The sequence below is a fragment of the Streptomyces sp. NPDC051913 genome (genome assembly GCF_044593635.1).
In the GTDB taxonomy this organism is placed as follows: domain Bacteria; phylum Actinomycetota; class Actinomycetes; order Streptomycetales; family Streptomycetaceae; genus Streptomyces.
In genome coordinates, this window is sequence record NZ_JBIUCI010000004.1 from 449,888 (window position 1) to 471,754 (window position 21,867).

At 71.5% G+C, this 21,867-nt stretch carries 18 protein-coding genes; 8 read left to right on the forward strand and 10 right to left on the reverse strand.

Features of this window, described 5'->3' with window-relative positions:
* The first annotated feature begins 97 nt into the window (after window positions 1-97).
* Together ACIHIX_RS14605 and ACIHIX_RS14610 are read left to right on the forward strand one after the other, a co-directional pair.
* The gene (locus ACIHIX_RS14605) at window positions 98-2,965 is read left to right on the forward strand and encodes an ATP-binding protein (RefSeq protein ID WP_399954805.1); all 2,868 of its coding nucleotides are present in this window, start codon (window positions 98-100) and stop codon (window positions 2,963-2,965) included.
* A 92-nt stretch (window positions 2,966-3,057) separates the two neighbouring features.
* Complete coding sequence (locus tag ACIHIX_RS14610; RefSeq protein WP_059197012.1) at window positions 3,058-3,555, forward strand: hypothetical protein; 498 nt, start codon at window positions 3,058-3,060, stop codon at window positions 3,553-3,555.
* Between the two features lie 11 nt (window positions 3,556-3,566).
* Here the strand turns inward: ACIHIX_RS14610 and ACIHIX_RS14615 are convergent, their stop codons facing one another.
* Both ACIHIX_RS14615 and ACIHIX_RS14620 read right to left on the reverse strand, forming a co-directional pair.
* Entirely contained in the window at window positions 3,567-5,510 is a 1,944-nt protein-coding gene (locus ACIHIX_RS14615) for an N-acetylmuramoyl-L-alanine amidase (protein ID WP_399954809.1), read from the reverse strand.
* 271 nt (window positions 5,511-5,781) lie between these two features.
* The gene (locus tag ACIHIX_RS14620) at window positions 5,782-6,921 is read right to left on the reverse strand and encodes an aminoglycoside phosphotransferase family protein (RefSeq protein WP_399954812.1); all 1,140 of its coding nucleotides are present in this window, start codon (window positions 6,919-6,921) and stop codon (window positions 5,782-5,784) included.
* A 274-nt stretch (window positions 6,922-7,195) separates the two neighbouring features.
* On the opposite strand from ACIHIX_RS14620, the gene ACIHIX_RS14625 reads away from it, so the two are divergent.
* The gene (locus ACIHIX_RS14625) at window positions 7,196-8,686 is read left to right on the forward strand and encodes a hypothetical protein (protein ID WP_399954815.1); all 1,491 of its coding nucleotides are present in this window, start codon (window positions 7,196-7,198) and stop codon (window positions 8,684-8,686) included.
* Window positions 8,687-8,713: 27 nt separating this feature from the next.
* Here ACIHIX_RS14625 and ACIHIX_RS14630 read toward each other — a convergent pair whose 3' ends face one another.
* Window positions 8,714-10,165, reverse strand: coding sequence for a PP2C family protein-serine/threonine phosphatase (locus tag ACIHIX_RS14630; RefSeq protein WP_399954818.1), 1,452 nt, complete (start codon window positions 10,163-10,165; stop codon window positions 8,714-8,716).
* Between the two features lie 450 nt (window positions 10,166-10,615).
* Between ACIHIX_RS14630 and ACIHIX_RS14635 the strand changes: the two genes are divergently transcribed.
* On the forward strand, window positions 10,616-11,029 hold the full coding sequence (locus ACIHIX_RS14635) for an SsgA family sporulation/cell division regulator (RefSeq protein ID WP_399954821.1): 414 nt from the start codon (window positions 10,616-10,618) through the stop codon (window positions 11,027-11,029).
* Between the two features lie 29 nt (window positions 11,030-11,058).
* On the opposite strand, the gene ACIHIX_RS14640 is transcribed toward ACIHIX_RS14635, so the two are convergent.
* Window positions 11,059-11,484 (reverse strand): hypothetical protein, encoded by a 426-nt coding sequence (locus ACIHIX_RS14640; RefSeq protein ID WP_399954824.1) that lies wholly within the window; start codon window positions 11,482-11,484, stop codon window positions 11,059-11,061.
* A gap of 43 nt (window positions 11,485-11,527) precedes the next feature.
* On the reverse strand, window positions 11,528-12,628 hold the full coding sequence (locus tag ACIHIX_RS14645; RefSeq protein WP_399954827.1) for a chemotaxis protein: 1,101 nt from the start codon (window positions 12,626-12,628) through the stop codon (window positions 11,528-11,530).
* A gap of 132 nt (window positions 12,629-12,760) precedes the next feature.
* Between ACIHIX_RS14645 and ACIHIX_RS14650 the strand changes: the two genes are divergently transcribed.
* Both ACIHIX_RS14650 and ACIHIX_RS14655 read left to right on the forward strand, forming a co-directional pair.
* Window positions 12,761-14,179, forward strand: a complete 1,419-nt coding sequence (locus tag ACIHIX_RS14650) for a basic amino acid/polyamine antiporter (RefSeq protein WP_399954830.1) — start codon at window positions 12,761-12,763, stop codon at window positions 14,177-14,179.
* A gap of 18 nt (window positions 14,180-14,197) precedes the next feature.
* On the forward strand, window positions 14,198-15,457 hold the full coding sequence (locus ACIHIX_RS14655) for an arginine deiminase (RefSeq protein ID WP_399954832.1): 1,260 nt from the start codon (window positions 14,198-14,200) through the stop codon (window positions 15,455-15,457).
* Window position 15,458: 1 nt separating this feature from the next.
* On the opposite strand, the gene ACIHIX_RS14660 is transcribed toward ACIHIX_RS14655, so the two are convergent.
* Window positions 15,459-15,881, reverse strand: a complete 423-nt coding sequence (locus ACIHIX_RS14660; protein WP_399955603.1) for a PaaI family thioesterase — start codon at window positions 15,879-15,881, stop codon at window positions 15,459-15,461.
* Window positions 15,882-15,961: 80 nt separating this feature from the next.
* Between ACIHIX_RS14660 and ACIHIX_RS14665 the strand changes: the two genes are divergently transcribed.
* Window positions 15,962-16,390, forward strand: coding sequence for a MarR family winged helix-turn-helix transcriptional regulator (locus ACIHIX_RS14665; protein WP_399954839.1), 429 nt, complete (start codon window positions 15,962-15,964; stop codon window positions 16,388-16,390).
* A gap of 30 nt (window positions 16,391-16,420) precedes the next feature.
* On the opposite strand, the gene ACIHIX_RS14670 is transcribed toward ACIHIX_RS14665, so the two are convergent.
* The 3 genes from ACIHIX_RS14670 to ACIHIX_RS14680 all read right to left on the reverse strand — a co-directional run bounded on the left by ACIHIX_RS14670 (window position 16,421) and on the right by ACIHIX_RS14680 (window position 20,140).
* On the reverse strand, window positions 16,421-17,980 hold the full coding sequence (locus ACIHIX_RS14670) for an FMN-binding glutamate synthase family protein (protein ID WP_399955606.1): 1,560 nt from the start codon (window positions 17,978-17,980) through the stop codon (window positions 16,421-16,423).
* Between the two features lie 76 nt (window positions 17,981-18,056).
* Window positions 18,057-18,548 carry a DUF4232 domain-containing protein gene (locus ACIHIX_RS14675; RefSeq protein ID WP_399954842.1) on the reverse strand — a complete coding sequence of 164 codons (492 nt, stop codon included), beginning with the start codon at window positions 18,546-18,548 and terminating at the stop codon, window positions 18,057-18,059.
* Window positions 18,545-20,140 carry an alpha/beta hydrolase gene (locus ACIHIX_RS14680; RefSeq protein ID WP_399955608.1) on the reverse strand — a complete coding sequence of 532 codons (1,596 nt, stop codon included), beginning with the start codon at window positions 20,138-20,140 and terminating at the stop codon, window positions 18,545-18,547. Before ACIHIX_RS14680 ends, ACIHIX_RS14675 begins: the two co-directional genes overlap by 4 nt.
* A gap of 271 nt (window positions 20,141-20,411) precedes the next feature.
* Between ACIHIX_RS14680 and ACIHIX_RS14685 the strand changes: the two genes are divergently transcribed.
* Window positions 20,412-21,059, forward strand: a complete 648-nt coding sequence (locus ACIHIX_RS14685; protein WP_399954845.1) for a chaplin family protein — start codon at window positions 20,412-20,414, stop codon at window positions 21,057-21,059.
* 66 nt (window positions 21,060-21,125) lie between these two features.
* Here ACIHIX_RS14685 and ACIHIX_RS14690 read toward each other — a convergent pair whose 3' ends face one another.
* Entirely contained in the window at window positions 21,126-21,860 is a 735-nt protein-coding gene (locus tag ACIHIX_RS14690; RefSeq protein WP_399954847.1) for a class I SAM-dependent methyltransferase, read from the reverse strand.
* Window positions 21,861-21,867: the final 7 nt, after the last annotated feature.

Here is a 21,867-nt window from a genome sequence, read left to right on the forward strand (position 1 = left end):
GCAGGCGTACGCTGAGGTGCCTGTAGGTCACGGTGCGCGCCCGCTCCCCGCGCGGACGTACCGCCGCGGCAGGGGGTGTGCCATGGGGTGGCGCAGCATGCGCAGCGATCGCACGCTCTTCGAGCGTGAGAGTGAACTCGCCGCTGTCGACGAGGCGTTGGGAGAGCTGACCGGGTTACGCGCGGACGGCGCGGAACCGGCAGGGCAGCCCCGCGGCGCGCTCCTCGCCTTCGCCGGACCCGCCGGACTCGGCAAGACGACCCTGATGGCCGAGGTCCGCCGCCGCGCCGCCGCCCGTGGCTGCACCGTCCTGTCCGCCCGCGGCGGCGACCAGGAACAGCGCGTCGCCTTCCATGTCGCCCGCCAACTGCTGCAACCCCGGTTCGCCGGCGCTGCCGAGGCCGACCTCCGGGACCAGCTGGGCAGTTGGTACGACATCGTCGGCCCCGCCCTCGGCCTGTGCGCCCCGACCGACGGCGCCCCACCCGACCCGCAGGGCCTGCGCGACGGCCTCGACTGGGTGCTCACCCATCTCGCCGTGCAGCGCGCCCCGATGGTCCTCGCCCTCGACGACGCGCACTGGGCGGACCCCGAATCCCTGCGCTGGCTCGCCGCGTTCGCGCCCCGCGCCGAGGAACTGCCGCTGCTCGTCGTCGTCGCCTACCGACCCGACGAACTCCCCGATCACGCCGAGTCGTTCAGGGGGCTGCCGGGGCGCGCGGGCGGCCGTCCCATCGACCTCGAACCGCTCAGCGCCGCCGCGGTCGCCGGTCTTGTCCGTGAGGCCCTCGGCACCCACGCCGACGACGCGTTCTGCCGCGAGTGCTGGGCCGTCACCGCCGGCAACCCCTTCGAGACGGTCGAGCTCACCGCCAAGGTCCACGACCGCGGCCTCAACCCGACCGAGGCCGGCGCCCATCTGCTGCGCGACCTCGCCGCCGCCGTCAAGGGCAGCGGGCTGATCGCCCGCCTCGAACGCCTCGGCACCTCCAGCGTCCGCTTCGCCTGGGCCTGCGCCGTCCTCGGCACCGAGATCCACCCCCTGCTCGCCGCCGCCGTCGCGGGCCTCGGCCATGAGGAGGCCGCCGACGCCGCCGACGCCCTGCGCGGCGCCCGCGTCCTCACCGGCGCCGAGACCCTGGAGTTCGTCCACCCCCTCATCGCCACCGCCGTCTACCGCGCCATCCCCGCCGGCGTCCGCGTCGCCCTGCACGGCCAGGCCGCCTGGTGCCTCATCAACGACGGGCAGGGTCCCTCCGCCGCCGCCCGCCACCTCCTGGAGACCCACCCCGACGGCGACTCCTGGGTCGTCCAGCAGCTCCGCGCCGCCGCCGGCGAGACCCTCCGCTCCGGTGCCCCCGACGCCGCCCGCAGCTACCTCGCCCGCGCCCTGCGCGAACCGCCGCCCTCCGAGGACCGAGCCACCGTCCTCTACGAACTCGGCAGCGCCTCCCTGCTCACCGAACCGGCCACCACCGTCAACCACCTGCGCGCCGCCCTCGACGAACCGATCGCCGAGCCCGGCCTGCGCCACCACATCGTCTACCGGCTCTCCCAGGTCCTCGCCCACAGCGACCACCTCGCCGAGGCCTCCGACACCCTCGCCCGCGAGATCCGCGTCACCGAGGACGCCCGCGTCAAGCTGCGCATGCTCTCCGAACAGTTCATGTGGGACGCCTTCCGCGCCGACGAACCCGACCACCCCTCCCGTTCCCGCCGCCTCGCCAAACTCGCCGACCGCCTCAAGGGCCGCGACCTCACCGAGCGGTACATCATCGGCCTGCGCACCTGGGACGCCGTCCTGCGCGGCGAGCCCGCCCACATCGCCCTCCAGCACGCCGAACGCGCCCTCGCCGGCGGCCTCGGCTGGGCCGAGCCCGACCGTGGCTTCGAGGTACCCGTCCTGGTCGCGCTGGCCTTCATGTACGCCGACCGCCCCGGCCGCACCGAGGAGCTCTTCGCCGCCGGGATCGCCGACTTCGAACGCCAGGGCTGGCGCGGCGCCCACCTCTCCTTCGGCTACACCCTCCTCGCCTACGTCCGCTACCGCCGCGGGCGGCTCGCCGAGGCCGAGGACTTCGTCCGCGCGGGACTGCGGCTGGCCGAACGGGTCGGCCCCGGCACTCCCGCCCACTGGTACGCCGTCGGCATCCTCATCGAGGTCCTCCTCGCCCGCGGCCGGATCACGGAGGCCGCGCAGACCGCCGAGGACCACGCCTTCAGCGAGCCCTTCCCGGCCGCCGTCGTCTTCCCCGACGCCCAGACCGTCTACGGCGAACTGCTCCTCGCCCGCGGCCTCACCAAGGACGCCGCGGGGCAGCTGGCCTCCGCGGGCCGCCGCCTCGACCCACGCGGTATCCGCAACCCCGCCTGGTGCCCCTGGCAGCTCCACCTCGCCCGCGCCGAGAGCCACGACACCCCCGAACGCGCGGTCACCACCGCCCTCGAAGCCCTCTCCCGCGCCCGCCAGTTCGGCACCCCCTCCGCCATCGGCCAGGCGCTGCGCACGGCGGCGGAGGTCTCGTCGGGTTCAGCGCGGGTGAAGTACCTGGAGGAGGCCGTCGCCCACCTGGAGTGCTCCCCGGCCGGGTACGAGCTGGCGTGTGCGCTGGTGGCCCTGGGCACCGAGCTGCGGCGTACGGGGCGGGCGGCGGAGGCCGCCGAGTACCTGTACCGGGGGTTGGACGCGGCAGTGCAGTGCGGCGCCGACGGCTTGGTGGAGGCGGCCCGGGACGAGCTGGCGGCGGCAGGGCTCCGACCGAGGCGTCTGCACAGTACGGAGACCGACACCCTCACCACCCGGGAGCGCCAGGCAGCCAACCTGACGGTGGAGGGCCTGGGCAGGCGGGAGATCGCGAGGGAGTTGCACATTGACGAGCAGACAGTCATACGTCTGATGTCGGCGGTGTACCGAAAGATGGGCACGGATCGGACGGGACTGGCGGCGGCTCTGAAACCAACGTGACCATGACGCCCTCAGGGGCGCGGGGAACTGCGCGAACAACCCCCACGCACCCGCAGCCGCCCCACCACCTCAAGGCCCCGTACGATAGGCACATGTCGTTCCTCCGCCGCCGCAGCGCGACTCCCGCCGGCCCAGACTTCGACGTACTGGCCATGGACCCGGGCGACTGGCCCGGCAACCTCGGCGCCGGCCTGCTCCCCGCCCCCGACGGCACCTGCCAGGGCGTCTTCCTGCGCTACGACCTCTTCGGCGGCCGAGGCCCCGCGATGATCATCGGCAACCTCCCGGAGGGCTCCCCGGCCCGGGACCTGGCCGAGGGCGAGGTCCCCTTCGAGGTGGCCCAGCTGCTGATCGCGCTGGAGAACGACGAGGAGGTGACGGTCACCGAGACCGAGGACATGCCCGTGATGCAGGGCGACAACCTCATGATCGTGCGGCGTCTCAAGCTCTCCGAGAGCCGGATCTCCTGCGTGCAGTTCGACCGCAGTGACAACGTCCTGGTGACCATCGCGGCCTGGGACCGCCCCATCACGGACGACCTGTACGCCCTGCTGAAACCGCTCCCGGCGGAGCTGTTCCAACAGGGCTGAAGACGGCGTCCCTACCGAGACGGCTGCACGTCCACGTCGGCCGCCCGCACGAACGCGACCCGGTGGCCGTACTGGATCTCGTAGTACAGATCCTTGCCGACCACGACCTTGTGCGAGTCCGTCGTGAACGTGACCGCGTAGTAGTACTCGCCGGGCACCTTGTCGCCGACCACGTACTTCTGCTTCTCCAGCAGGGTGTACGGCAGTGGCGACACCGCCTGCGCGGGCACTCCCGCCGGGTAGGCGGAGGCCTCGGGATAGGCGCGGCCGTACACCGGCACGGAGGTGCGGCCCGCCTTGGGCGTCACCACCAGGCCGCTGGTGGGCACGGCGGTCGGGTCCTTCGCGGGGTTCTCGAACCAGGCCTTCTGGCCCAGGTACCAGATCGCCGTCCAGCGGCCCTCGCGGTCGGCGACCGCGTACTGCTGACCGGTGGAGACCCGTGAGGAGATGTCGTTGACCCCGGTGCCCGGCGTCGTACCGAGGCCGATGTCCTTGATCAGGGGATATTCCTCGCCGGGCCCGGAGTACAGCCGTACCTCGCTCGATCCGTGCGCCGCGCAGGGCTCGCCCTTGGTGACGCAGCCCGTGTACTCGGGCTGGTTCGTCGCGTAGTCCGGCAGGATCGTCACCACGCCGTGGCCCCGCTTCGCGGCCTCGAAGGGGCGGCCGAGCAGCTCGAAGTAGTGCCGCCAGTCCCAGTACGGGCCGGGATCGGTGTGCATCCCGGGGACGGTCCCCGTCGTCGGGCCCGGCACGTTGTCGTGGCCCAGGACGTGCTGCCGGTCCAGCGGGATGTCGTACTTCTTCGCGAGGTACTTCACCAGCCGGGCCGACGACCGGTACATCGCCTCCGTGTACCAGGCGTCCGGGTTCGCCAGGAAACCCTCGTGCTCCAGGCCGATCGACTTGGCGTTGACGTACCAGTTGCCCGCGTGCCACGCCACGTCCTTGGCCTTCACATGCTGGGCGATGTGGCCGTCGGTGGAGCGCAGGGTGTAGTTCCACGACACATAGGTGGGGTCCTGGACCAGGTTGAGGACGCCGTCCCAGGCACCCTCCGTGTCGTGGATGACGAGGTACTTGATGCTCTGCGAGGCCGGGCGGTCGCCCAGGTCGTGGTTGCCGTAGTCGTTGTCGCCGAACTCCTCGTACGGCGCCGGGATCCACTCGCAGGACACCGACCTCGGGCACTCGGTGTCACCCGTGCCGAGCGTGCGCAGACCCGTCTCCGCGAGCTGCGCGGTGGCGGGGGAGAGACCGGGCCGGGCGGCCAGGGCGACCTGCTGGCCCGCGTCCGTGGTGCGTTCCTCGCCGGTGCGGATCACGTCGTACACGTCGTTCGCGTACGCCGCCGCCGTCGCCGTGTCGTCCGCGCCGGAGAAGCGGGCCACCGCCCCGTACCAGTCCGCCGGGTCGTCGCTGAGCGGCTCGCCCAGCTTCTTCTGGGCGTCGGCGAGCAGTGCGGCGCCACCGGAGACGTTCGCCGCGGGGTCGGTGCGCAGCTCCGCCGCGCTCAGGCCCGTCAGCTCCGCCGCCTTCGGCAGCGTCGTCAGCCGGGCCGGGAGCTCGGTCGGCGCCGGTGCCTGCGCCGAGGGGAGCAGGGCGGCGCGGGCGCTGTCGCCGCGCGCGTCCTCCGTGCCCTCGCTGTGATGGGTGGCGCCGGCGAGTGCCGTGCGGGCGTCGGTGAGATGCATCGGGCCGTAGCCGCCGGTCACGCTCGGCGCACCGGCGTGCGCGTCCCAACGGGACTGGAGGTAGGAGACGCCGAGCAGGACGCTCTGCGGCACCTGGTACTCGGCGGCGGCCGAGGCGAACGCCAGCTGGAGGCTGTTCGCCGACGACTGCGCGTCGGCCGAGGGGGCCGCGCCGAGCAGAGGGAGCAGCAGGGCCGCCGTCGCGACGGTGGTGCGCGTGCGTCTGTGCCCGGAGGCACTGTGGGCTGGGACTCGCAAAGCAGCCTCCTGGGACGGTCGGGCGCGATGAGCCGTGCGGGGCCGGGCGTGCGTCAGTGGTACCGGCTTGCCGACGATCCGTCAATCATGCCCAGCCAAGGGTGAATTCCCTTGTCAACCAGGGGGTGCGGGAGTTTCGTGGCGGCGGCTTCCGTGCCTGCGGGGCGTCAGTGGCTTACACCAATGGACATGCGACCGCGGGTCCGTGGAGGGACATACGAAGGTCCGCGGTGCGCCGCTGTCCCTGGCGCACCGCGGACCGACGTCCCCGTCAGCGAGTGCCGACCGCCGCGCGTACGGCCCGTCGGGCCAGCTGGCAGTCGTCGTGCAGCCGCCTGAGCAGCAGCCGCTGTTCCTCGCCGGACGGCGCAGCACCCGGGTGGGCCGCTCCCGGTGCCGCCGGGGTCGTGTCGTGCATCGACCGCTGCACGGCTGTCTCGTAGGTACGGATCTCACGGGTCAGGACGAGCATCAGGTTCACCAGGAACGCGTCACGCGAGGCCGGGCCCGCCGACTGCGCGATCTGGCTGATCTGACGACGGGCCACCGGCGCGTCCCCGAGCACCGACCACAGCGTCGCCAGGTCATAGCCCGGCAGATACCAGCCCGCGTGCTCCCAGTCCACCAGCACTGGACCGGCCGGTGACAGAAGGATGTTCGAGAGCAGTGCGTCGCCGTGGCAGAACTGGCCCATGCCCTGCCGGCCCGCGGTCGTCGCGATGCCGTGCAGCAGCTTCTGGAGGTCACCCATGTCGCGGTCGGTGAGCAGCCCCAGCTCGTGGAAGCGGTTGATGCGGTCCGCGTAGTTCAGCGGGGCGTCGAAGGTGCCCGCCGGTGGCCGCCAGGCGTTGAGCCGGCAGATCGCGCCGAGTGCCGCCCTGATGTCCGCCCGCGGCGGCGCCTCCGCCGGGTGCCGGTGCAGGGCCGCCACCCGTCCGGGCATCCGCTCGATCACCAGGGTGCAGTTGTCCGGGTCCGCCGCGATCAGCCGGGGCACCCGCACGGGCGGGCGGTGCCGGACGAACGAGCGGTATGCCGCTATTTCGTGGCGGATCCGCTCGGCCCAGATGGGGGAGTGGTCCAGTAAACACTTCGCGACGGCCGTGCTGCGCCCGGTCGTCCCCACCAGGAGGACGGAGCGTCCGCTGCGGCGCAGCACCTGCACCGGAGCGAACTCCGGACAGATCCGGTGCACCGACGCGATAGCCGTACGCAGCTGTGCGCCCTGAGGGCCGGACAAGTCGAGTCTCCCGCTGAGCGGTTGGGTACCGATCCCCGGTACGCGCCGCGTCCGGCCGGCACCGAGCACGGGAGCCGCCGGGCGGGCGGGGTCGAGGTAGGGGCCGCTGCCCGCCGGGCGGGGGTGAAGCGACCGGGGCGGGGCGGACACGGAGGACGATGCTGCGTACATGGGCGAGACAGATCCCTTCGTGTGCCAGCAGTGCAGGTATGCCTGCGCGAACGGGTCACGTCCGCGCAATCGCGCTACCCGGCCCGGCCCCTGGGAGCACCCTGGGGAATGCACCCGTCATATGTAGGAGACCGGGTCGGGGTGGCGCGTTCCTACCTGACACCCGATGCCCAGTGGCACACCATCTGGCGCACCCTGGCGAACCCTGGCGAATAGTCGCCCGGCACCTCCCACCGGGCTACTGTCAACTCAGCCGAGAACCTGGGGGCTTGACGTGAGCGGACAACCCAACACCCGTCTTTCGGATCTGTTCGGCCTGGCCGGCTGGTCCAAGGGCGAACTCGCGCGGCTGGTCAACCGGCAGGCGGCGGCCATGGGCCACCCCCAGCTCTCGACCGACACCTCGCGGGTGCGGCGTTGGATCGACATGGGAGAGATCCCGCGCGATCCGGTGCCCCGGGTGCTGGCTGCCCTGTTCACCGAGCGTCTCGGCCGTGTCGTGACCATCGAGGACCTCGGTCTGGTCCGGCACGGGCGTACGGGGAAACGGCAGGGCGACGGGAGCGCTGAACATCCCGACGGCATGCCGTGGGCGCCCGACCGAACCGCTGCGGTCCTCACCGAATTCACGGGAATGGACCTCATGCTCAACCGACGCGGCTTGGTGGGTGCGGGTGCCGCGCTCACCGCGGGATCCGTACTCAGCAGTGCCATGCACGACTGGCTGCACACCGACCCGGCCCTCACCGCCGATGCCCCCCAGTTCGACGACCCCCTGCACGCCGACCCCGCTGGGTTCGACCGTTACGAGGCCGCCCCCATCGGGTCGCAGGAGATCGAGGAACTGGAGCGCTCGGTCGAGGTGTTCCGGGCCTGGGACGCGGCCCGCGGTGGCGGGCTGCAACGCAAGGCGGTCGTAGGCCAACTCAACGAGGTGGGTGGCATGCTCGCCTACCGCCACCCCGAACACCTCCAGCGGCGCCTGTGGGGCGTCGCCGCCAACCTCGCCGTCCTCGCGGGCTGGATGTCGCACGACGTCGGCCTGGAACCCACGGCCCAGAAGTACTTCGTCATCGCCGCCCACGCGGCCCGTGAGGGCGGTGACCGGCCGCGCGCCGGGGAGGCGCTCTCCCGAGCGGCTCGCCAGATGGTGCACCTCGGCCGGCCCGACGACGCACTCGACCTGATGAAGCTCGCCCAGTCCGGTTCGGGCGACGAGGTGCTGCCGCGCACCATGGCGATGCTCTACACCGTGGAGGCCTGGGCACAGGCGTCCATGGGCAAGGGACAGGCGATGCGCCGCACCCTCGGCCGGGCGGAGGACCTCTTCGTCTCCGACCGCGGCGACGTGCCGCCGCCGAGCTGGATGCAGATGTTCAAGGAGGAGGACCTGTACGGCATGCAGGCCCTGGCCTACCGCACGCTGGCGGAGCACGAGCCGGGCGCGGCCGCGCACGCCCAGCACTACGCGGAGAAGGCCCTGGCCCTGCGGGTCGACGGACGGCAGCGGTCGAAGATCTTCGACTTCCTGTCGATGGCCTCCGCCTGCTTCATCGCGGACGACCCGGAACAGGGCGGTACGTACGCCCGCCTCGCCCTGGTGTCGATGGGCTCCAACTCCTCGCACCGCACCTGGGACCGGCTGCGCCAGATGTACCGGCTGACCGCCGAGTACTCCAGCTACCCGAAGATCCACGAACTGAGGGAGGAGATCAAGCTGGCCCTGCCGAAGCAGGCCAAGGGCGGCAACAGCGCACGGGCATAGGGGGTTTGTGCGCGGCAGTCGTCACTCTCAGCTGGTCACCCTGGCGATGAGCACGCAGGCGTCGTCCTCGCGCTCGGTCTCGCCGAACTCCTCCACGACCATCCGTACGCAGTCCTGTGCGGTGCGCGCCCCGGCGAAGCGCGGAGCCAGGTCGAGGAGGCGGTTCTCGGTCGCTGTGCTGTCGTGCCCCGGCGCCAGTCCGTCGGTGTGCAGCACCAGCAGGTCGCCGGCTTCGAGGGTCTCTTCGGCCTGTTCGTAGACGGCACCGGAGGTCGCACCGAGCAGAACGCCGTCCGGTGCGCTCAGCCTGCGCCCCGTCCCGTCGCGGAACAGCAGCGGGGCGGGGTGTCCGGCCTGCGCCCAGGTGAGGGCTCGGGTCCCGGGCCGGTAGCGGCAGCAGACCGTGCCGCCGAGGGCCGGTTGGGCCGTGGCGTGGAGTAACTGGTTGAGCCAGGACAGCAGTTGCGCCGGTGCGGTGCCCGCCATCGCCATGCCGCGGACGGCACCGAGCAGCGTCGCCATGCCGGACGTCACGGCGACGCCGTGCCCGGTGAGATCGCCGACGCTGAGCAGCGTGTCGCCGTCGGCGAGTTGAAGGGCGTCGTACCAGTTACCGCCGATCCGCGCGCCGGCCGAGGAGGGCAGCCGGCGGGCGGCCAGATCGAGGGATTCCGAACCCCTCTCCGGGCCTCCCTCCGCAGCCTGTTGCGGCAGCCGCAGGGAGCCGCGCCACGGCGGCAGCACGGCCTCCTGGAGCTCGACCGCGAGCCGGTGCTCCGTCTGCGCGTGATGCCGGTGGCGCTGCAACGAGTCCCGGGTCTCGCTCACCACGCTCTGGCTGCGGCGCAGTTCGCTGACGTCCCGCAGTACGGCCCACATCGAGGCGGTGCTGCCGTCGGTGTCGAGCACGGGCTCACCCATCATGTGCACCGTGCGGACGGCGCCGTCCGGGCGCAGCACTCGGAACTCGCCGTCGATGGGCTTGGCGTCGACAAGGCAGTCCGTGACCATCGACGTGAGCTTCGGCCGGTCCTCGTCGAGGACCACGGCGGGCAGTTCGTCGAGGGTGAGCGGGGGAGCGGCCGGGTCGCGGCCCAGGATCTGGTACAGCTCGCCGGACCAACTCGCCTCGTCCGTCAGCAGGTTCCACTCCGCGCTGCCCACCCGGCTGAGCAGGGAGCCGCGCCGGGGAGCGGTCGGCACGGACTGCTCGGTGGGTGCGGGCGCGGCGGGCGCGAGATCGGCGGGGCCGTCCCGCAACTGGGCCAAGTGCTCGTCCAGATCGCTGAGTTGGTGCAGAGCCAGGTCGTAGAGCGCGCGCTGCCAGCGTCCCTGCGGGTCCGATCCGTCGTCCTGCGCGTCCCGTCGTACTGCGTCCACGTCGCCCTTGAGCCGTCGCGCCTGCGATATCAGCGCGTCGACCGAGCCGCGACCGGGCGGCTGGGGGGCGGGGCGGTCCGCAGAGAGATGGGACGGCATGACGCACTCCGATGCGGGACGGTACGACCAAGGCGGGCGGAGGGACCGTTACGACTGTGGCACAGCCCGCGACGCCCTGTAAGGGATTCGGCAACACACGATACGGTGGTGCTTCTGACATATGCCACAGTCTCCACGGAGGGGTTTCCCCGTGTGAATGCTGTACGCCGCCCGGTGGGGTAAGTCGTAGTCAGCGTACGTGAGTTGACGGATCGTCGGGGGCTTCGGACGCGCATTCAACTGTGTGTTCGACGGCTGGGTGTTCTAAGGGTTGTAGCAGATCTGCACAAGGCTGCGCCGCGCGCGGATCCATGGCGGTGCGGGGATGCCTTGCGGGTGACGCAGGTCACAGTAATTGATAGGGGCTTCCGCGTAATGCAAACCGCGTCTGCGAGGTCGTAAAGACACGTCGGCGATACGGCCGACCTCCGACGCGCAGGGGGACCGAGCATGGACATCACCATCGAGCAGCCCGCCCAGGGCCGCCTGATCACGGCCGACGAGCAGGAGCTGCCCGCCGCCGCGACCTTCCGCTACACGTCCGCGGACCCGCTCGCGGTGCACATCGACTTCCCGCCCGAGATCGCGCTCGACGGCGACCTGGTCACCTGGACCTTCGCGCGCGCTCTGCTGGAGGCGGGCCTGCGCGGTCCGGCGGGCGGCGGGGACGTGCACCTGTGGCCGTGCGGCCGGGCCCGCACGGTCCTGGAGCTGCACTCGCCGTACGGGCTGGCCCTGCTCCAGTTCGACACCTCCGCGCTGCGCCGCTTCCTGCTGCACACGTACGCGGTCGTGGCGGCCGGTCAGGAGGACGTCGGCGCGGAGGTCGAGCGCGGGCTGACCGCGCTGTTCGGGACCGTGTGAGGGCGTGGCGGAGGGGGCGTTCCGCGCTCTCAGGGCTGCCGGTCGTCCACCGCGGCGGCTCTGGCCAGGGTCCAGACGGCGACGATGTCGAGGGTCATCACGCTGATCGACCACAGGGGGTAAAAGGGGATGAACATGAACTGCGTGATCAGGCTGATCGCGCCCAGCGCGGCGCCGGCTCCCGTGCCCCAGCTCTTGCCGAGCAGGACGCCCAGGCCGGCGGCGACGAGCCCGATGCCCACGACGACATGGATCCAGCCCCAGGCCGTCAGGCTGAACTCGTAGGTGTAGTCGGGCGAGCTGAAAAGGGTGTCGCTCGTGACGCCGACTACACCGAGGAGGATGCTGAGCGTCCCGCTCAGCTCCAGTGCCCAGCCGGCGAAGAGGGTGAGGCCTCCGCCCAGGGGTCGTGCGCTCATGTCGGGGCGTCGGACCCCGCCGGATGTCTGCGCCATGTCAGGACCTTTCCGTGCCGTGCGGTCATCCCCGAGCTCGGCGTCAGTACCTCAGCACCCCCGCGATCCCGTGGGAGTCGCCCAGGGTGCCGTCCGGGACGAAGCGCACGTCGGCGCCCGTCTCCAGGCACTGCTCGACGATCTCGTCCACGATGTCCTCGCGAGCGTCGAGGTCGCCGCTCGCCGCGGGGGTCAGGTGGTCGCCGTCGGTGTCGCGCACGGTGATCCGGTAGTTCTCCTCGACGGCGAGCAGCCGGACCCGGCCCTCCCGGGCGTTCTGCCAGACCTCGTCGACACCTGCCGCGAAGGCGCGGCGACCGCGTGCCGTCTCCAGTTCACGGGCCACCGCGGCGGTGTTCTTGCGGGTCCCGGCCTCGTGCAGCGGCCGTACCGCGTGCCACACCGCGTCCGGCGTGCCGTGCGCGAGCCCGCCGTGCGGGACGTGCACCGCGTCCTTGGTGACGCTGCCGACCTCGTCCAGGACGGAGAGTGCGGCCTGCTCGCCGGTGACGTAGAGCGGGCGCGGCTGATCCCTGAGGATCTTGGCCATCGCGGTGTCGGCGTCGCGCAGGAAGTGACGTGTGCTCTCGTCCCGGAAGGTGCTCGGCATGTCGCCGATCCGCTCCTGGCGCTCGGCGTCGAAGTTCTCGCGGTGGTCCCTGGTGAGGGGGAAGCCGGCCAGCCGGTCCTCGACGACGCGGTCGGTGCCGCCGCTCCAGAGGGTGGCGCGGTCGGGGGCGACCGACAGGACCCAGAAGGGGCGTTCGGAGGCCTGCGCGGAGACGAGGTTGCGGGTGAGGAAGGTGTCCGACAGCACGACGCGTTCGGGCACGCTGCGGGCGAGCGACCACACCTGGTGCTCACCCGGTGCGGCGAAGATGACCAGGCCGTCCTCGGCGTGGGCCAGGTCGACCTCGGCGAGGGCCTGGTCGAGCTGGCGGGCGACGTCGAGGCGCCGCTCCCGGGGGACCGCGGGATCGGCTTCCAACTGCTTCTTGGCCTCGGCCACGACATTGCGCAGCCGGACCGGGTCCTGGGCGTTGTCGGGCTCGCGGCGGTGTGTCGGAGTCAGCACGGACACCGCTGGATAGGGGCGCGGGCGCCGGAGCTCGGAGAGGGTCGTGGGACTGAGTGCGTGCTCCATATGAGCACGATAGGACTGATTTGCGGACGGGGCATCAGGGGCGGGAGGGCCTGGTCGGCCCGGACCAGTAAGACGGGCAAACGGAACATTTCGCTGTTAGCGTCGCTTGAGTCGCCGGAACCGAGGACGCCCATGACCCAGGCCGACACCAAGACCCAGTCGCCGCCCGCCGCGAAGCTGTCCCTGCCGACGCTCACCACCATGGTGGTCGGCTCGATGGTCGGCGCCGGTGTGTTCTCCCTGCCGCGCAGGTTCGCGCAGGAGACCGGTGTGGCCGGTGCGCTCATCGCCTGGGCGGTGGCCGGCACCGGCATGCTGATGCTCGCCTTCGTCTTCCAGACACTCGCCGTGCGCCGGCCCGATCTCGACGCGGGTGTGTACGCGTACGCCAAGGCTGGTTTCGGTGAATACCTGGGCTTCTTCTCGGCGTTCGGCTACTGGGCGAGCGCCTGCGTCGGCAACGTGACGTACTGGGTGCTGATCATGTCGACGATCGGCGCGATCGCGCCCGCGCTCGGCGACGGCGACACCGTGCTCGCGGTGGTGCTCTCCTCGGTGGGCCTGTGGCTGTTCTTCGCGCTGATCAGCCGCGGGGTGAAGGAGGCGGCGGCGATCAACCGGATCGTCACGGTCGCCAAGGTCGTACCGATCATCGTCTTCGTCATCCTCGCGCTCTTCTGTCTCAAGCCGAGCGTCTTCGCCGACAACTTCGCCGGCGCGGACTACGCCGGCTCCCTCTTCAACCAGGTCAAGGGCACCATGCTGGCCACGGTGTTCGTGTTCCTCGGCGTCGAGGGCGCGAGCGTCTACTCCCGGCACGCACGGCGCCGCGAGGACGTCGGCCGGGCCACGATCCTCGGTTTCGTCAGCGTCTTCGCGATCTTCGCGTCGGTCACGATCGTGTCGTACGGCATCATGCCGATGGCCGAGATCGCCGAACTGCGCCAGCCCTCCATGGCCGAGGTGCTGGAGCACGCGGTCGGCACCTGGGGCAAGGTCTTCGTCAGCGTCGGCCTGATCGTCTCCGTCCTCGGCGCCTATCTGGCCTGGACGTTGATGGCGGCCGAGGTGCTCTACGTGGCCGCCAAGGACGACGACATGCCGCGCTTCCTCAAGCGCGCCACGGCCGCCGACGTGCCCGTGCCGGCGCTCGTGATGTCCACGGTGCTCAGCCAGATCGTCCTCGTCGTCACCCTGTTCTCCGACGACGCCTTCAACTTCGCCCTCGACCTGACCAGCGCCCTGACGCTGATCCCGTTCCTGCTGGCCGCGGCCTTCGCCGTGAAGATCGGCTGGGGCGGACCGCGGGGGCAGTTGGCGATCGCCTCGCTCGCCACCGTCTACACCGCGTTCCTCATCTACGCGGCGGGCCTCAAGTTCGTCCTCGTCTCCTTCATCATCTACGCCCCCGCCACCGTGCTGTTCGTGATGGCCCGCAAGGAGCAGGGCCGGCGCCTGTTCGCACCGCGCGAGTTGGTCATCCTCGCCGCGTCGGTGGCCGGCGCGGTCCTCGGTGTCGTGGCCCTGGCAGTGGGCTGGATCAGCCTGTGAAGCCCCGGAAGGTGCACCGTGACCAGTAGTCAAGACACCCGTCCCGCGTACGGCGTCCACTCCGAGGTCGGCAGACTCCGCAAGGTGCTGGTCTGCGCCCCCGGGCTCGCCCATCGCAGACTCACCCCCACCAACTCCGACGACCTGCTCTTCGACGACGTCATGTGGGTGGAGAACGCCCAGCGCGACCACGCCGACTTCGTCAACAAGCTGCGCGAACGGGACGTCGAGGTCGTCGAGTTGCACGATCTGCTGGCCCAGACGATGGCGGTGCCGGGCGCCCGGGACTGGCTCCTCGACCGGAAGATCGTCGCCAACGAGGTCGGCCTCGGCCTCGTCGACCGGACGCGCGCGTACCTGGAGTCCCTCGAACCCGAACGCCTCGCCAAGTACCTGATCGGCGGCCTCGCCACCACCGACCTCCCCGACGACTTCCGCTCCGGCTATCTCGAACTCGCCCGTGAATCCACCGGCGTACGCGAGTACTTGATGCCGCCGCTGCCCAACACCCTCTACACCCGCGACACCACGTGCTGGCTCTACGGCGGCCTCACGCTCAACCCGCTGTACTGGCCCGCCCGGCACGACGAGACGCTGCTGATGAAGGCGGTCTACAGCTTCCACCCGGACTACGTGGGCTCCACCGTCTGGTGGGGCGACCCCGAACTCGACTGGGGGCAGGCCACGTTCGAGGGCGGCGACATCATGCCGGTCGGCAACGGAGTCGTCCTGATGGGCATGAGTGAGCGCACCTCACGCCAGGCCATCACACAGGTGGCCGCGGCCCTGTTCAAGAACGGCGCCGCCGAGCATGTGATCGTCGCGGGCATGCCGAAGCTGCGCTCCGCCATGCACCTCGACACCGTCTTCACCTTCGCCGACCGCGACCTGGTCACCCTCTACCCGAGCATCATGGACGGCGTCCACACCTTCTCCCTGCGGCCCAGCGACAAGGCGCCCGGTATCGAGCTGATCGACGAGGGCTCGACGCCGTTCGTCGACGTCGTCGCCAAGGCGCTCGGCCTGCCCGGGCTGCGGGTCGTGGAGACCGGCGGCGACGTCTACGCCTCCGAGCGCCAGCAGTGGGACAGCGGCAACAACGCGGTCGCCCTGGAACCCGGCGTGGTCTTCACCTACGACCGCAACACCCAGACCAACACGCTGCTGCGCAAGGCCGGCATCGAGGTCGTCACCATCGTGGGCGCGGAACTCGGCCGCGGCCGGGGCGGTGGGCACTGCATGACCTGCCCGATCGTGCGGGACCCGGTGGACTTCTGAACTACCGCTTCTCGCCCGGCCCTTCGAGCACGGCGATGTTCCCCTGCGCCACCGCGCACAGGATCTCCGCGCCGGCGTCGTCGACCGTGAGGACGTCGCAGCGGGTCACGACCCGGGTGCGGCCGGCCCGCACCACCTCGGCGTGCGCGCGCAGGACCGTGCCCGTCGCCGGACGCAGATAGTCGATGGTGAACCCGGACGTGATCAGGCCCGGACCCACGACGGTCGCCGCGGCGAGCGTGAGGGTGTTGTCGGCCGCGTAGGAGAGCACGCCGCCGTGGACGAAACCGTACTGCTGGAGCAGTTCCTCGCGGATGTCCAGTTCCAGGGTCGCCTCGCCGTTTCCGAAGGCCGTCACCCGCGCGCCCAGCAGCCTGCTGAAGGGCTGTTCCGCGAGGACCTTCCCGGCCAGTTCCAGATCCATCGTGCCGCTCACCCCGCCACTCTCACTTCATCAGTGAAGTGAGAGTGGCGCGAACCGGTGTCCTCTGTCAACATCGCCCCATGCCCGCCGAGCCCGATCAGCGCTTCTACTTTCTGCTCCAGCGGTCCGCGCACCGGCTGCGCACCTCCGCGGACCGGCGCTGCCTGGCCGCCGCCGGGGTCACCACGGCCCAGATCGGCGCGCTGTTCGCGGTGCGCGACGAGCCGGGCCTGAGCCAGCAGCAGCTCGCCCGCACGCTCGGACTGCGCGAGTCGGCCGTCACCGCGCTCGTCGCCCGGCTCACCGCCGCGGGGCTCCTCGACAAGTCGGCGCACCCGCGCGAGCACCGGGCCGTGGTCCTGGAACTGACCGAGTCCGGAGCCGCGGCGCTGATCGCCGCCCAGCCCGCGATCGACCGCTTCAACGCCGAGCTGCGCGGCCTGCTCGGCGACGACGGTTTCATGGCGACGGCCGGTGCTCTGGAGCGTCTCGCGCACTGGGAAGGCTGACCGCTCGGGGCAACGATCCAGGCCGACGCTTCAGACGAACGAGTCCGGGTCCGCCGCCCGCCAGTCCGCGTCCCAGGAGGCGGGCGGCTCCCGCAGCAGCTCGCCCGGGGCGAGCCACTCGTAGAGGTCGGCGTACGGGGCGATCGTCGTCGGATCGAGGCGCCGCACCAGCATCCCGGTGGTCAGTTCGCGAGGATCGCTCACCCCCATCGCGGCCATGATCTGCACCGCGCTCTTGACGGTCGCCCGCTGGAACCGGTGCACGCGTGCCGACTTGTCGGCCACGTCCAGCGCGCGGACCCGGCGTGGGTCCTGGGTCGTCACGCCGACGGGGCAGGTGTTGGTGTGACAGCGCTGGGCCTGGATGCAGCCGACCGCGAACATCATGGCCCGGGCCGCGTTCGTGTAGTCGGCGCCCTGGATCAGCCGCTTGACGATGTCCGTGCCGGTGGCCACCTTGCCGCTCGCGCCGATCCGCACCCGGTCCTTGAGGCCGGTGCCGACCAGGGCGTTGCGCACGGTGACCAGCCCTTCGGTGAGTGGCATCCCGAGATGGTCGGCGAACTCCAGCGGCGCCGCGCCCGTGCCGCCCTCGGCGCCGTCCACCACGATGAAGTCGGGCGTCACCCCCTCCGCGAGCATCGCCTTGCACACGGCCAGGAACTGCCGCCGCGACCCCACGCACAGCTTGAACCCGGTCGGCTTGCCACCCGCCAGCTCCCGCATCAGAGCGATGAACCTGACCAGCTCGCGCGGTGTGCCGAACACCTGGTGGTACGGCGGCGACACCACCGTCTCGCCCTCCGGCACATCCCTGGCCCGCGCGATCTCGGCATTCACCTTGGCGCCCGGCAGCACTCCGCCGATCCCCGGCTTGGCGCCCTGGGAGAGCTTCAGCGACACGCACTTCACCTCGGGCAGCGCCGCCTTGTCCGCGAACTCCCGCCCGTCGAAACGGCCTTCGGGTGTACGGCAGCCGAAGTACCCGGTCCCGATCTCCCAGATGAGATCGCCGCCGCCCCGCAGGTGGTACTCGGACAGGCCGCCCTCGCCGGTGTCGTGCGCGAAACCCCCGAGCGCGGCACCCCGGTTGAGGGCGAGGATCGCGTGCGAGGAGAGCGAGCCGAAGCTCATCGCGGAGACGTTCAGCAGCGCCATGTCGTACGGCACCCGGCAGTCCGGCCCGCCGACCCGTACCGTCGGCACCTCCTGCGGCACCCGGACCGGCCGCATCGACGGCACCAGGAACTCGTAGCCGTCCACGTACACGTCCCGCTCGGTGCCGAACGGCTCCTCGGCGTCGACGCCCTTGGCGCGCTCGTACACGATGCTGCGCACATCGCGGTCGAAGGGCCGGCCGTCGAAGTTCCGCTCGACGAAGTACTGCTGCATCTCCGGCCGCAGCGTCTCCAACAGGAAGCGCAGATGCCCGAGCAGGGGGTAGTTCCGCAGTACCGAGTGGCGGGCCTGCACGAGATCCCAGGCGCCGACCGCGGACAGGGCGAGCAGCGGCCCCGCCGCACACCACCACCAGGGAGACAGGGCGAGGGACAGGGCCAGGGCCCCGGCCGCACCGAGGATGACGGTCACCAGCAACAGGAAGCGACGCACACCACGAGTCAAACGCAGGTCGCGGCAGACGGCGAAAGCTGAAGGGCGGACGGGTTCACCGGACGCCGAGAGCCCTGTCGGCGGCGGTCGCCGATGGCTGCCACCAGCTCGTCACGGGCTCCCACACCTGGATCGTGTCCCCGGTCCCGAGCCCGGCCGCCGTGAAGGCGCGGCCCCAGTGGGAGGGGTCCGCGGAGACGGCCAGCGCGTCCACCCGGCGGGCCTGGGCGTCGGCCGGGTCGGCGACCGTACGGACGGTCGCGTACGCCGTGTCGTCCGGCGCGAGCCGATAGCGCCCGGTGGGGCCCGCGGGCACCGGCTGGGCCGAGCCGTCGAGGTCCTGGAAGGTCACGGTGGGGATGCGGGCCACCGTGCAGGCGCGAGCGCCGTGGTGGGTGACGCTGACGCGCACCACACCGGGGTCGGTCGCCGACGCCTGCGCCCGCAGCGTGAGCCTGCGCTCCGGGCAGACGGGGGAGGCGTCGGCGCTCGCCGGAGCGGCCGTGAACAGGGCGGCGGTCAGGGTGAGGGCGGTCAGGGGGATCAACGGTCGTCCTCCTCCGAGCCGCAGGAGCTGCCGCTGGGGGGCAGGGTGCCGTAGAGCAGGAAGGTGTCGACCTTGCGCTGGACGCACTTCGAGGAGCCGTACCCGGTGTGGCCGTCGCCCTTGTTGTCGAGCACCACGGCCGCGTCGCCCAGGCGCTTCGCGGTCTCCACGGTCCACCGGTAGGGAGTCGCCGGGTCGCCGCGGGTGCCGACGAGGAGCATCTTCGGGCCGTCGACGTCCCGAACGTCCTCGCGGATGTAGTCGGTGCCCTTGGGACGGCCGTAGCACATCAGCACCTCGGTGAGGCGGTAGCGGCCGAAGACGGGGGAGGCCTCCTCGTACTCGGCGCGCAGCCGGCCGAGATTCCGGGTGATCGCGTCGGCGGTGGGGCGGTCCGGGTCGTCGGCGCAGTTGATCGCCATCAGCGCCGCCGGCAGGTTGTCCAGCGGGACGTCCTCCTCGTCGGCGAGCTCGCCGTCCTTCTCCCCGTCGCCGTCCGCCCGGCCCGGCAGCGCGTAGCCGCCGCCCGAGAAGCTGAGCACACCCCGCGTGTCACCGTCCTCGACGAGCTGGGCGACGGCCCGCTCCAGGGAGGGCCACAGCTCCCTGCTGTAGAGGGCCTGCGAGAGGGCGCCCACGAGGTCCTGGCCGGAGAAGGCCTCGCCCCAGTCGGTCGGCACCGGGTCCTCGTCCAGCGAGTCGACCAGCCGTACGACCTGCTCCCGGGCGGAGCGGGTGTCCTGGCCGAAGGGACAGGCGATGTCGTCGGCGCACCAGTCGATGAAGTCGTCCAGCGCCTTCTGCTGGCCCTCGGCGCCCACGAGCGCCTGCTCGGTCATGGGCTCGGTCAGCGTGTCCACGCCGTCGAGCACCAACCGGCCCACCTTCTTCGGGAACTGGGCCGCGTACACGGCGCCGAGGCGCGTTCCGTAGGAGAACCCCAGGTAGTTGAGCTTCTTGTCGCCGAGCGCCTCGCGCATCACGTCGAGGTCCCGGGCCGCGTTCACGGTGCCGATGTGGGGGAGGACGGGGCCGGAGTGCTCGGCGCACGCGGTGGCGGCCTTCCTCAACCGGCCCAGCACGGCCCGGGGATCGTCGCTCACCTCGGAGCCGTCGTCCAACGCCAGCAGCGCGTCCTCGGTGCCGTCCCCGCAACTGACCGGTGAGGACCGGCCGACGCCGCGCGGATCGAAGGACACCACGTCGTAGCCCTTGGTCAGCCCCATGAACTCATCGCCCCCGGCCGCGAGTTCACTGACCCCCGCGCCACCGGGGCCGCCGAAGTTGAGCAGCACCGACCCTCGTGACTCTCCGGTCGCCCGATAGCGGGCCAGGGCCAGCTCCAGCGTGCCGGACGTGGGCCGGGAGTAGTCGAGGGGCACGGTGACCTTGCCGCAGCGCAGGTCCTTGGGCGCCTCCAGCCCCTCGCACTTGGACCACGTGACCTTCTGGTCGTAGAACCGCGACAGATCCGGCTTGTCCTCGTCGCGGTGTGCGGCCGTCGGCAGCGCCGCACCCAGCAGTGCCAGTCCGACCGCAGAGGTGAGGGCGCAGCGCCTGACCCGGGGCCGCGTACACAGCTTGGCCAGCATCAATGCCTCCAGGGGCGCCCACAGCGGACCGGGGAACGGCACCCAGGATCACGATAAGCGGCCCCCTGGAGGGTCGCCTCCCGGCGGGCGGGATCATATGAAGTGCCTTACCCTGCGCCCCTCCATGCGTATTCGACGGCTTTACGGCTAGTTCGACAACCGTGCCGCTCGATGGGGTGAAAGGCCGATAAGCCATAACTCGGATGGTTCGTCTGCGTTTTATCCGGTGCGGGTGACCGCCCGCGACCCATGTCTGGAAGGCAGGGAACCTATGAAACGGGTTACCCGAAACGGTGTGATCGCCGTCGCCGCGCTGTCCGGCGCCATGGCTGTGTCGATGCCTGCGTTCGCCGACTCGTCGGCGGACGGTGCCGCGGCCGACTCTCCCGGGGTGATCTCCGGCAACACGATCCAGCTGCCGGTGCACGTGCCGGTCAACGTGTGCGGCAACACCGTGAACGTGGTCGGGCTCCTCAACCCGGCGGCGGGCAACAGCTGCGTCAACGAGGGCGGGGCAGGCTCCTCCGCACCGGCGGGCGCCGCGGCCCGGGGCGACGAGAAGGACTCGCCCGGGGTGATCTCCGGAAACGGGGTCCAGCTCCCCGTCCACCTCCCCGTGAACGTCACCGGCAACGGCGTGAACGTGGTCGGCGTCGGCAACCCGGCCACGGGCAACACCTCCGGCAACACCTCAGGCGGCCGGCCCCCGAAGACCCCGGCGCACCCGGCCCCGAAGCCGGCCGCCCCGCCCGAGGCACACCCGGGCCCGAAGAGCCCCCAGCCCGGACCCCGGCAGCCCGTGGCCTCCCTCGCCCACACCGGCAGCGACCTCACCGTCCCGGCCGCGGCGGGCAGCGCCGCGCTGCTGCTCGGCGGAGCGGCGCTGTACCGGCGCTTCCGCCCCGGGGCGCAGCGCTGAACGCAGCGCTTTCCAGGACGACGGAAGACCCTGCCGGAATGGCGACCGGCGGGGCCTCCGCCGTGTTCACGAAGGCGCCACGGTGGCTGTCAGCAGGACCATCCCCGAGTCCCCGTAATCCGGCAGCGTCGGATCGGAGTCGATGTGATGGACCGTCAACTCACTGGTGAGCGGGGCGAAAACGGACCTCACCGTCTCGGGCTCCACAGGGCACCCCGGCCACCTCGACGCCGGCCCGATCCGGTACGTCGGCATGTTCTCCATGAACGCCGCCACCAGATGCCCGCCCGGCGCCACACAGCGTACGAACGCCCGGCAGAACTCCGTGAACTCCGCGCGGTCCTCGGTGGCGCCCTCCGCGACGAAGTGCATGGACGCGAGCCCGTACCCGCCCCGTTCGAGGTCACGGACGTCCTGATGGACGACGTGCACCCGCGCCAGCGACCTGGCCAGCGTCGAGGGCAGTTCGGGGTTCAGTCGCCGGCACAGGGCGTGGAAGGGCAGCCAGCTCGCCTCGGGCCCGCACAGGATCTGCCGCTCCAGATAGGCGATGTTGCCGGCCCCCGCCTCCACGGCCTCGATCCGACGGCTCGCGGCCGACGCGAGGATCAGCGGGTAGAGGTTGGGGCCCGCCCCGAACTCCACCGACCGTGAGACCTCGCCCGGTGCGAACCGGCGGTAGAACGCCGAGTGGTGCGCGATGACCGCCGCGTCCGCGGGGTGCAGCTCGCGGTAGTTCTCCGCGAGGTAGTCGGCGACCGGCCAGCGGTCCCAGTCCACGTCGTCGTTGTGCGTCGCCATCAACTCC

What these genes read in the sequence shown, in the direction of transcription:
- ACIHIX_RS14660 (WP_399955603.1), bottom strand. Translation starts at nt 15,881, where the DNA reads ATGGATCTGGAACTGGCCGGGAAGGTCCTCGCGGAACAGCCCTTCAGC.
- ACIHIX_RS14630 (WP_399954818.1), bottom strand. Translation starts at nt 10,165, where the DNA reads ATGCCGTCCCATCTCTCTGCGGACCGCCCCGCCCCCCAGCCGCCCGGT.
- ACIHIX_RS14610 (WP_059197012.1), top strand. Translation starts at nt 3,058, where the DNA reads ATGTCGTTCCTCCGCCGCCGCAGCGCGACTCCCGCCGGCCCAGACTTC.
- ACIHIX_RS14650 (WP_399954830.1), top strand. Translation starts at nt 12,761, where the DNA reads ATGACCCAGGCCGACACCAAGACCCAGTCGCCGCCCGCCGCGAAGCTG.
- ACIHIX_RS14680 (WP_399955608.1), bottom strand. Translation starts at nt 20,140, where the DNA reads ATGCTGGCCAAGCTGTGTACGCGGCCCCGGGTCAGGCGCTGCGCCCTC.
- ACIHIX_RS14635 (WP_399954821.1), top strand. Translation starts at nt 10,616, where the DNA reads ATGGACATCACCATCGAGCAGCCCGCCCAGGGCCGCCTGATCACGGCC.
- ACIHIX_RS14690 (WP_399954847.1), bottom strand. Translation starts at nt 21,860, where the DNA reads ATGGCGACGCACAACGACGACGTGGACTGGGACCGCTGGCCGGTCGCC.
- ACIHIX_RS14620 (WP_399954812.1), bottom strand. Translation starts at nt 6,921, where the DNA reads ATGTACGCAGCATCGTCCTCCGTGTCCGCCCCGCCCCGGTCGCTTCAC.
- ACIHIX_RS14685 (WP_399954845.1), top strand. Translation starts at nt 20,412, where the DNA reads ATGAAACGGGTTACCCGAAACGGTGTGATCGCCGTCGCCGCGCTGTCC.
- ACIHIX_RS14605 (WP_399954805.1), top strand. Translation starts at nt 98, where the DNA reads ATGCGCAGCGATCGCACGCTCTTCGAGCGTGAGAGTGAACTCGCCGCT.
- ACIHIX_RS14665 (WP_399954839.1), top strand. Translation starts at nt 15,962, where the DNA reads ATGCCCGCCGAGCCCGATCAGCGCTTCTACTTTCTGCTCCAGCGGTCC.
- ACIHIX_RS14640 (WP_399954824.1), bottom strand. Translation starts at nt 11,484, where the DNA reads ATGGCGCAGACATCCGGCGGGGTCCGACGCCCCGACATGAGCGCACGA.
- ACIHIX_RS14645 (WP_399954827.1), bottom strand. Translation starts at nt 12,628, where the DNA reads ATGGAGCACGCACTCAGTCCCACGACCCTCTCCGAGCTCCGGCGCCCG.